The organism is Arenimonas sp., assembly GCF_019459675.1.
In the GTDB taxonomy this organism is placed as follows: domain Bacteria; phylum Pseudomonadota; class Gammaproteobacteria; order Xanthomonadales; family Xanthomonadaceae; genus Arenimonas.
The window spans coordinates 1-8,321 of the sequence record NZ_JAIBFH010000281.1; the positions used below are offsets into that span (position 1 = coordinate 1).

At 69.3% G+C, this 8,321-nt stretch carries 6 protein-coding genes; 2 read left to right on the top strand and 4 right to left on the bottom strand.

Annotation, left to right across the window (positions count from 1 at the left end; genetic code table 11):
- Together K0M70_RS09375 and K0M70_RS09380 are read left to right on the top strand one after the other, a co-directional pair.
- On the top strand, positions 1-1,762 hold a 1,762-nt coding region (locus K0M70_RS09375; RefSeq protein WP_290781575.1), incomplete at its 5' end, for a M28 family metallopeptidase.
- Between the two features lie 219 nt (positions 1,763-1,981).
- Positions 1,982-3,505, top strand: coding sequence for a M20/M25/M40 family metallo-hydrolase (locus K0M70_RS09380; RefSeq protein ID WP_290781576.1), 1,524 nt, complete (start codon positions 1,982-1,984; stop codon positions 3,503-3,505).
- A 56-nt stretch (positions 3,506-3,561) separates the two neighbouring features.
- Here the strand turns inward: K0M70_RS09380 and K0M70_RS09385 are convergent, their stop codons facing one another.
- The 4 genes from K0M70_RS09385 to K0M70_RS09400 all read right to left on the bottom strand — a co-directional run.
- Positions 3,562-4,071, bottom strand: a complete 510-nt coding sequence (locus tag K0M70_RS09385) for a DUF1993 domain-containing protein (RefSeq protein WP_290781578.1) — start codon at positions 4,069-4,071, stop codon at positions 3,562-3,564.
- 82 nt (positions 4,072-4,153) lie between these two features.
- Positions 4,154-5,650: an alpha/beta hydrolase gene (locus tag K0M70_RS09390; RefSeq protein ID WP_290781580.1), complete on the bottom strand. Its 1,497-nt coding sequence runs from the start codon at positions 5,648-5,650 to the stop codon at positions 4,154-4,156.
- A 5-nt stretch (positions 5,651-5,655) separates the two neighbouring features.
- A complete protein-coding gene (locus K0M70_RS09395; RefSeq protein ID WP_290781582.1) occupies positions 5,656-6,615 on the bottom strand; it encodes an alpha/beta fold hydrolase in 960 nt (319 codons plus the stop codon).
- Position 6,616: 1 nt separating this feature from the next.
- Positions 6,617-8,321: M1 family metallopeptidase (locus K0M70_RS09400; protein ID WP_290781584.1), on the bottom strand; the 1,705-nt coding region annotated here is incomplete at its 5' end.

Below are 8,321 nucleotides of genomic sequence, written 5' to 3' on the forward strand. Positions count from 1 at the left end.
TGGTGAGTACCCCCCCACCACTACCCCCCTCAGGTTTTTTTGCCCCCCCCCGCCGGGGGGGGGGGCGCGCCCCCCCCCCCCGCCGGCCCCCGGGCCCCGCGCGGTTGGCGAAGCTGCCCCGGTCAAGCACGGCTTCGGCCCGGAAATCTCGGCCGAAGACTTCAGCCAGCATGTCCAGGTGCTGTCGTCCGACGAGTTCGGCGGCCGCGCCCCGGGCACCGACGGCGAACAGAAAACCGCCGATTACGTCGTGGCGCAGTTCAAGCGCCTGGGCCTGCAGCCGGGCAACGGCGACAGCTGGTTCCAGGACGTGCCGATGGTGGTGACCACCGCCGACGAGGCCGCCAGCACCGCGTCCATGACGCTCAACGGTGAAGCCCGCCCGCTGGCCTTCGGCACGCAGATGGCGCTGGGCACCCGCACCGCGCAGCTGCAGGTGGACGTGGCCGACAGCCCGATGGTGTTCGTGGGCTACGGCGTGAACGCGCCCGAGGCCGGCTGGAACGACTACGAAGGCCTGGACGTGAAGGGCAAGACCGTCGTGATGCTGGTGAACGACCCCGGCTTCCACGCCGGCGACACCGAACTGTTCAGCGGCAAGAAGATGACCTACTACGGCCGCTGGACCTACAAGTTCGAGGAAGCCGCTCGCCAGGGCGCGTCGGCCGCGCTGATCATCCACGACGACGCCGGCGCCGGTTACGGCTGGGACGTGGTCAAGAACAGCTGGTCGGGCGCGCAGTACGACCTGCCCACCAGCGCCGACCCCGAGCCGCGCCTGCCGATGCAGGGCTGGCTGACCGGTGAAGTGGCCGCGCAGCTGTTCACCGACGCCGGCCTGGACCTGGAAACCCTGCGCGCCGCGGCCAACAAGCCGGGCTTCAAGCCGGTGGCCCTCGGCGACGCCACGTTTGCCGCTTCGCTCACCAGCAGCGTCAGCGAGGCCAGCTCGAAGAACATCCTGGCCAAGCTGCCGGGCGTCGAGCGCCCCGATGAGGCCATTGTCTACACGGCGCACTGGGACCACCTGGGCGACCACAGCGCCACCCACGGCGGCGACAAGGCCGCCGCGCCGACGGAAGCCGAGGACCACGTCTACAACGGCGCCATCGACAACGCCACGGGCGTGGCCGGCGTGCTGGAGATCGCCGAGATGTTCGCGGTGCAGAACGCCAAGCCGGCGCGCAGCGTGGTGTTCCTGATGGTGACGCTGGAGGAGTCGGGCCTGCTGGGTTCGAAGTACTACGCGGCCAACCCGGTGATCCCGCTCAAGGACACGGTGGCGGTGGTCAACCTCGACGCGATGTCGGTGGTGGGCCCAACCAGGGACATGGTGGTGATCGGCCTGGGCAATTCGGAGCTGGACGACGTGCTGCGCCCGATCGCTGAAAAGCAGGAGCGCACGCTGGTGGAAGAGGACGGCGTCGAGAAGGGCTTCTTCTTCCGCTCCGACCACTTCAGCTTCGCCAAGTACGGCGTGCCGGCGCTGTATGCCAAGGGCGGCATCGACCACGTCGAGAAGGGCGTCGAATTCGGCCGCCAGGTGCAGGCCAACTACACCACGGCGCTTTACCACAAGCCCGCCGATGAGTTCGACGCCAACTGGGACCTGCGCGGCGTGGTGCAGGACCTGTACGCGCTGTACGGCGTAGGCCGCACGCTGGCCAACAACGACGCCTGGCCCAACTACGTCGAAGGCAATGCGTTCAAGGCCGCGCGCGATGCATCGCGGGCCGAGGCCGTGGCTCCGCCCGCACCGTAACGGCATGCCGCAGTCCCCAGGAAAAAGGCCGCGCACTGCGCGGCCTTTTTTTGGTTATTCACCCAAGTGAGTAGATGGGCGCGGCGCCGGCGGCGCCGTGCGCTTCGCGCACGCTGCACCCGCCGGAGGCGTTGTTCAGCCGCGGCGGGTCCTGGCCGCGCACGGGCCGTTCATCGTCCGGCATACTCAGGGCTCACCCCCTTGCAAGGTGCGCAGACCATGCTTAGACAAACCCTTTGTTTGCTGGGCGCCAGCCTTGCCTGTGCCCTGGCGGGCGTGGCCACGGCCCAGCCCGCCGCGCCGACGATGCCGGCACAGACGCGCACCGTGCTCAGCGACGCCATCGCCGCCGACCACGACCAGGCCCTCGCCCGCCTGCGCGAGTGGATCGCACTGCCGTCGATCAACGCCGAAAAACTCAACCGCCAGGAAGGCGCCGAACTGATGCAGCGCATGCTGCTGGACGCGGGCTTCGACACCGCGCGGATCATTCCCACCGACGGCGCACCCGGCGTCTTCGCCCGCCTGGACGCTGGCGCACCCACCACCCTTGCCGTGTACTTCATGTACGACGTGAAGCAGTTCGACGCCAGTGAATGGACCAGCCCGCCGCTGGAAGGAAAACTGGTGGAGCGCGAAGGCGGCAAGACCGTGATGATTGCCCGCGGCGCCATCAACCAGAAAGGCCCGGAATCCACCTTCCTCACCGCCATCCGCGCCTTCAGGACCACCGGCACGCCCCTGCCGGTCAACATCGTGCTGGTGGCCGAGGGCGAAGAAGAAACCGGGTCCGAACATTTCGGCCAGATCACCAGCGAACCGGAAGTCGCCAAGGCCCTGGCCGACGCCGTGGGCGTGATCCTGCCCGTGGCCTGGCAGGGCGAAGACGGCGGCGTTGAAATCTTCCTGGGCGCCAAGGGCGTGGCTGAAATCCAGCTGGTGGCCGATGGCGCCCGCTCGGGTCGCGGCCCGGGCATGGAAATCCACTCGATGAACGCCGCGCGCGTGGAAAACCCCGCATGGCGCCTGGTCAAAGCGCTGGACACCCTGGTGGCCGACGACGGCTACACGCCGGCCATCGATGGCTGGATGGACCGGGTGCGGCCGCTTTCCGCCGAGCAGCTCGCGCTGATCGATGCCGGCCTGCAGCCGGCCGCCGAGGCGGCGATCAAGAAGAACCTGAAAGTGCAGGGCTGGATTGCCGGCGAAGACTTCCGCACCAGCCTGGCGCGGCTGGCATCGCAGCCCACCGTCAACATCCAGGGCCTGGTCGGCGGCTACACCGGGCCGGGCGGCAAGACGTCCATGCCGTCGCGCGCCGAGGCCAAGATCGATTTCCGGCTGGTGCCCGACATGCGTGCCGACGAAGTGGTGGCCAAGCTGCGCGCCCACCTCGACAAGCGCGGCTTCACCGATATCGAAATCGTCCCCGGCGGCATTTATGGCCCCACCGAGACGCCGCGCGAATCGGCCATTGTCGACGCCCTGGTGACCGCGCTGGCTGGCGCCGGCCTGCCCCACACGCTCAATCCGCGCCTGGCGGGATCCTGGCCCGGCTACCGCTTCACCGACCCGCCGGTGTCACTGCCGGCGGTGTTCGTGGGCATCGGCCAGGGCGGCCAGATGCATGCGCCCGACGAGTGGTACCTGATCGATGCCAAGGACCCCAAGCTGGCCGGCATTGACCGGCAGGCGGTCTTCTACGCCGAGTTCCTGTACGCCCTGGCCAACACCCAACCCTGAGCGCGCCGTCCGGCCGCCCCTCACCGAGGGTCGGCCGGACATGAAGCAGTGAGGGCTCAGTACTTGCCCATGAAGTCGCGCTTGCCGACTTCGATGCCGGCGTGGCGCAGCAGAGCGTACGCGGTGGTGACGTGGAAGAAGAACTGCGGCAGGCCGTAGGCCAGCACGTAGGCCTGGCCGCCGAGGCGCTTTTCTTTCGGCGTGCCGGGGCGCAGCACGATCTCGCGCGCGTCCGCGCCTTCGAAAGCGGCGGCATCCAGGCCCGCGATGAACGCCTGCGTGCGGGCGATGCGCGCCTGCAGGTCGTCGAAGCTGGCTTCGTTGTCTTCCCACGCCGGCACCTCGGCCTGCGCCAGGCGCGCCGACACCGATTTGGCGAAGTCACAGGCGATCTGCACCTGGCGCAGCAGCGGGAACATGTCCGGGTACAGGCGCGCCTGCAGGTACGCATGGGGGTCGATCTTGCGCTCGGCGGCGTGGGCGGCCGCCTTGGCCAGCACATCGGAAAGCCCACCCAGCATCTGCTGGAAGACGGGAACGGAAGCGGTGTGCAGGGAAACAGTCATGGGCGGCTCGGGATAGTGGACAAGCCGCGATGTTACGCCGCCCGTGCCAACGAAGCCCGGGGTAGCCCTGCAACGTTGAATTTCAGGGTTGGGCAGGCGGCGGCAGGTCGGCCTCGATGGCTTCGTCCACGCGCTGCGCCAGGTAATCGTAGAACGGGTTGCAGCTCAGCCGCATCAGCTGCTCGGCGGCCACCGACAGCGCGCCGCGCTCGCCGTGCAGGGCCATCGTGCCGATCCGGATGCCGTAGTCCTCGTCCATGCGTGGCTGCAGCCCATACAGCGGGTCGTCCATGGGGAACGGCAGCGCCACGTGCGACAGTGAATACACGTCCGCCGGGTAGGACAGCGCCAGCGGCCGCAGCACCGCCTGGCGCTGGCCGGGCTCAAGCCGACGTTCGGCGATGTTGGCGGTGTCGGCGTCCACGTTGCCCACCACGGTGAGCCGATACGTGTGCGCGTCGCCGGGCTGAAGCGTCTCGACCAGGGCGTTGGCCGACTGGGTGAACATCGGCGCCAGCACGGCCTGCCGGTTGATGTCGAACAGCACCAGTTCGCTGCCGTTGGCGGGCAACTGGTCGAACAGGTTGCGCACCACCGCCGCCGTGCTGACGGTGCCGTCCAGCACCGACTGGAACGCCAGGATCGGCGGCAGCCGCTCGCTGCGGCCGATCGAGCGCAGCTGCAGCAGCTGCGCCTGCACCACGCCGGTCAGCAGCCACGATTGCCGCACGCCGTTCACCGGGAACGAGTTGTACTTGAACGGATTGAACTCCGGCTGCACGTCCAGCCAGCGCGATTTCTCGAAATAGGGAATGCCGCCCAGCAGCGGCATCAGGCGCGCGAAGGCCGCCAGCCGGCCGATGCCGATCATTGGCGAAACCATCACCATCCGGTCGGGCGCCGGCAGGCCTTCGCTGCCGTTGATGTCCACGCGGTCCATCGCGTACTTGAGCGCCAGCGCCGCGCCGTTGGAATAGCCCAGCAGGTGGAAGGGTTTGCCGGCACCGGTGCGGGCCTTCACTTCACGCGCGCCAAGTTCGGCGGCAGCCAGCCAGTCCATCCACTGGGCCTGGCGCAGGCCCGAAGGCGCGGTGCCGTGGCCCGGCATGCGCGGTATCACCACCACGAAGCCCTGCGCCGTGTAGCGCTGGGCAAGATGCCGCAGGCTGTAGGGCGAATCGCTCAAGCCGTGCAGCATCAGCACGCCGCCGCGCACCGCACCGGCGGGCATCAGCACCTGGCTGCGATTCCAGTCCGTGGCGCCGCCGCGTGCCCCCAGGGTGCTGCCGGCCTGGTAGCGGTAGCGGCCGGGGGTGGCGTTGGCCGCCAGATGCGCCTGCAGTTCGTCGAACACCGCCTGCTCGGCGCGCTCGTAGCCGCGCCAATTCATACCGTTGATGCGGGCGGCGTCGGGTTCGCTGGCGAACTCCCACCGGTGCCAGGGCTGCAGGTCGGGCAGCCCCCGCGCAGTGAAGGCGCTGGCCAGCACGAAGCCCACCGTCAGCAGCAGCCACGCCAACGCCAGCCCGCGCAGGATCCGCCAGCCCGGATGCACGCCGCCGGACAGGGCGCGACGCATGCGCGTCAGCCGGGCGCGTCCAGGAAGCCGCCGATGGCGCCGGCCACCTGCCGCGGCTGCGCCATCATCGGCATGTGGCCGCAGCCGGCCAGGATCACGGTGGCGCTGCTGGCCAGGCCGCGATGGAACACTTCGGCGGCGCTGACGTCGATGACGCGGTCGTCGCGGCACCACAGCAGCAGCGTATGCGCGCGGATGTTGCCCAGCTCTTCTTCCAGCGCGAAGGCATCGGGCCCGCGGCCGATGCCGTCCAGCACGCCCTGTTCGAATTGCGCGTCGGCGCGGCGGCGGCGCACCAGCGCTTCATTGGCCGGCCACGGCACGAACGGTGGGTCCATGAACACGATGCCCAGGTAGCGCTTGAGTTCGGCCTTGTTGGTTACCTGGAACGGGTTCTCGCCGGCGAGCACGGCGTTGGCGAAAGCGTTTTCCTGGTAGCGCACGCCGGCCGACGACATCAGGCTGATGCGATCGACCAGGCCGGGATGGCGCGCGGCCACCAGGCCGACGATCTGCCCGCCCATGGAATGGCCCACCAGCAGCGCCGGCTTTTCCGGCAGCGCGCCCAGGAACGCAGCCAGGCGCTCGGACTGCGCCACCGGGCCGTAGTCACCCCCCGGCTGGCGTTCGCTCTCGCCCCAGCCGGGCAGATCGGGGGCCACCACGCGATAGGACTTGGACAGCTCGCGCATCAGCGGCAGCCAGTTCTCCTTGCTGCCGGTGAAGCCGTGCACCAGCACCACCAGCGGCCTGCCGGCGCCCTGCCCTGCTTCCAGCGCCGACCAGCGATGGCCGGCCACGCTGAACTGCGTGACTTCCGCGCCGGCCAGCCAGCGTTGGCGCGCGTACTCGGCGTCGAGCACCCGTTCGGGCGCCGTTGCCGCGAAGCCCACCACGCCCAGCGCCAGGCCCAGCGATGTGACCAGGACGATCTTGCGCGATCCTTGGCCGCGGCGCTTTCTCACGTTATTGCGCCGGCGCCGCGTTGGCGGCCTTGGCTTTCTCCAGCAGCGCCTGCACCGACCCACTGGTGATGGGGTGGTAGCCCGGGCGCGACATCGCGAAGATCTGTTCGGCGTAGGCCAGGCCCTCAGCGGTCTGCGCCAGCGCTTCGTAGGTCGGCATGATCAGCTTGCGCCGGCCGATCTTGCGCAGGAACAGCGACATGGCCGGGCGCGCCTCGAAGTATTCGCTGCGCACGCTGAGCGGGTACCAGCGCTGCGCCAGCTCACCGTTGGGCGTGCCGGTGAAGCGGAACGCCTGGTCCAGTTCCACCAGGCGGTCGGCCGGCAGTTCGGACGGCAGGCCTTCCAGGAAATACACCCACTCCTGCGTGGTCCACTTCGCGGTCTTGAGGTCGCGCGCGGCAACGCGGCGCTTGGTCCAGGACTCGCGCGCCGCGTCCACGGCGTCGAAGCGCGGCGAGGTGGTCTTGGGCGCCGTTTCCGGGATGCCGGGCTGGGTGAGCCACGCGGCCAGCTCGGCGTCGGTGACCGCGCCGGGCTGGGCGGCCATCAGGTTCGTGCGCAGGAAGGCCACGAACTGGTCGCTGTCCACGCTCTGGAACGCGTGCGTGTCGAACCAGCTGCGCAGGAAGGGATCGAACGCCTCGCGGCCGTAACGCTGCTCAAGGAACTGCAGGAACCACGCGCCCTTGTCGTAGGCCACCGCGCCCAGGGCGTCCTCGGGGTCGCTGCCGCCACGGGCCGGCAGCACCAGCACCTGCTGCGCCTCGGGCACTTCAAGCAGTTCGGCCGCCAGGCCGTTGCGGCTGTTGACGAACTCCATGTCGGCGCGTTCCTTGCCGTACAGCGCTTCGACGATGCGGTTCTCGACGTAGCTGGTGAAGCCCTCGTTGAGCCACATGTCCTTCCAGCTGGCGTTGGTGACCAGGTTGCCCGACCACGAATGCGCCAGCTCGTGCGCAATCAGCGACACCAGCGAACCGTCGCCGACGATCACGGTGGGCGTGATGAAGCTCAGGCGGGGGTTTTCCATGCCGCCGAACGGGAACGAGGGCGGCAGGATCAGCAGGTCGTAGCGGCCCCAGCGGTAGTCGCCGTAAAGCTGCTCGGTCACCTGGATCATTTTCTCGGTGTCTTCGAACTCCTTCACGGCGCGGTCCACCGTGCGCGGCTCGGACCAGACGCCGGCGCGCGCGGAAATCGGCTTGAACACCAAATCGCCGGCGGCGATGGCCATCAGGTAGGACGGGATGGCCGGGGGCATGGGGAAGCTGTAGTCGCGGTCGCGCGGCGCGGCCGGGTCGTTGTCGGCGCTCATCAGCGCCATCACGTCGGCCGGGGTCCTGATGCGGGCGCTGTAGGTGAAGCGCACCGACGGCGTGTCCTGCAGCGGCACCCAGCTGCGGGCGTGGATGGCCTGCGACTGGCTGAACATGAAGGGCGTCTTGCCGCCGGCGGTCATGGCCGGGCTGAGCCACTGCAGGCCCGAGGCCTGGGGCGAGGTCGTGTAGGTGACGCGCACCTGTTCGTACTGGCGCGGCAGCGTGATGGTGAGCTTGCTGCCGAAGCGCTCGTCGCGCTCGGCCAGGCGGAAGTCCACGGCGCGGAACCTGCGCTTGCCGTTGCGGGCCTCGACGGCGCCGATGGCCAGGTCGCGGGTGTCGAGCACCAGCTCGCGCTGCGCCGGGTCGGCCCAGGCCAGGGTC